Below are 1072 nucleotides of genomic sequence, written 5' to 3'. Positions count from 1 at the left end.
GTGAGGTACCTCTGAAATTGGCAAATCCGGCTTGCAAACACGGGGTATCTCGGCTGAAATAGGCGATGCCAGCAGGGTGCTGGCATTGACTAATGCCCGGTGAATCCGGGTGTTGGCGGTCAAATGGAATTGATTGGGAAGTCGGGTCTGCGTAGTCGGCCTTTCTCAAGTCTTCATGGAACCAAGTCCGCACTTTTGTAAGAAAGTGACAGGGCTCTTGCCTTATTTGCAGCCGTATTGCCTGTGCATTTGCGCTGCAATTCCATATCCCGTTGCTCCGGGAACGTCTCTGCCGACCCTTGGTGTTCGGTGAAGCCGATCGCGGGTGATGGGGCTTAACAAGACTTTGGAGACATAGCATGACTGATCTGAAAGTGGCCGCCCAACGCGCCCTGAACCTGATGGACCTGACCACCCTGAACGATGACGACACCGATCAGAAGGTGATCGACCTGTGCCACAAGGCCAAGTCTCCGGCCGGCCTGACCGCCGCCGTCTGCATCTACCCCCGTTTCATCCCCATCGCGCGCAAGACCCTGCGTGACATCGGCGCCGCCGACGTGCGCATCGCGACCGTGACCAACTTCCCCCACGGCAACGACGACATCGAGATCGCCGTGGCCGAGACCCGTGCCGCCGTGGCCTACGGTGCCGACGAGGTGGACGTGGTCTTCCCGTACCGCGCCTTCATGGCCGGCAATGAACAGGTTGGCTTCGATCTGGTCAAAGCCTGTAAGGAAGCCTGCGGCGCCAAGGTACTGCTGAAAGTGATCATCGAGACCGGCGAGTTGAAGGAAGAGGCGCTGATCCGTCGCGCCTCCGAGATCTCCATCGACGCCGGTGCCGATTTCATCAAGACCTCCACCGGCAAGGTGCCGGTGAACGCGACCCCTGAAGCGGCCCGCATCATGATGGAAGTGATCAAGGCCAAGAATCCGAAAGTCGGCTTCAAGCCGGCCGGTGGCGTGAAAGACGCCGCCGTGGCGGGTCAGTATCTGGCCATGGCCGAAGAGATCCTCGGCAACGACTGGGTATCCGCCCGTACCTTCCGCTTTGGTGCATCCAGCCTGCT

The 1072-nt window shown here is 59.7% G+C and carries 1 protein-coding gene; it reads left to right on the top strand.

The window, feature by feature from the left end; genetic code table 11:
* Window positions 1-359 precede the first annotated feature (359 nt).
* On the top strand, window positions 360-1072 hold a 713-nt coding region (gene deoC, locus G5358_RS21245; protein WP_421324897.1), incomplete at its 3' end, for a deoxyribose-phosphate aldolase.

The sequence above is a fragment of the Aeromonas sp. 604176 genome (assembly GCF_049170755.1).
GTDB classification, from domain to species: Bacteria; Pseudomonadota; Gammaproteobacteria; order Enterobacterales; family Aeromonadaceae; genus Aeromonas; species Aeromonas veronii_A.
This window is presented reverse-complemented; position numbering and strand designations above follow the sequence as displayed.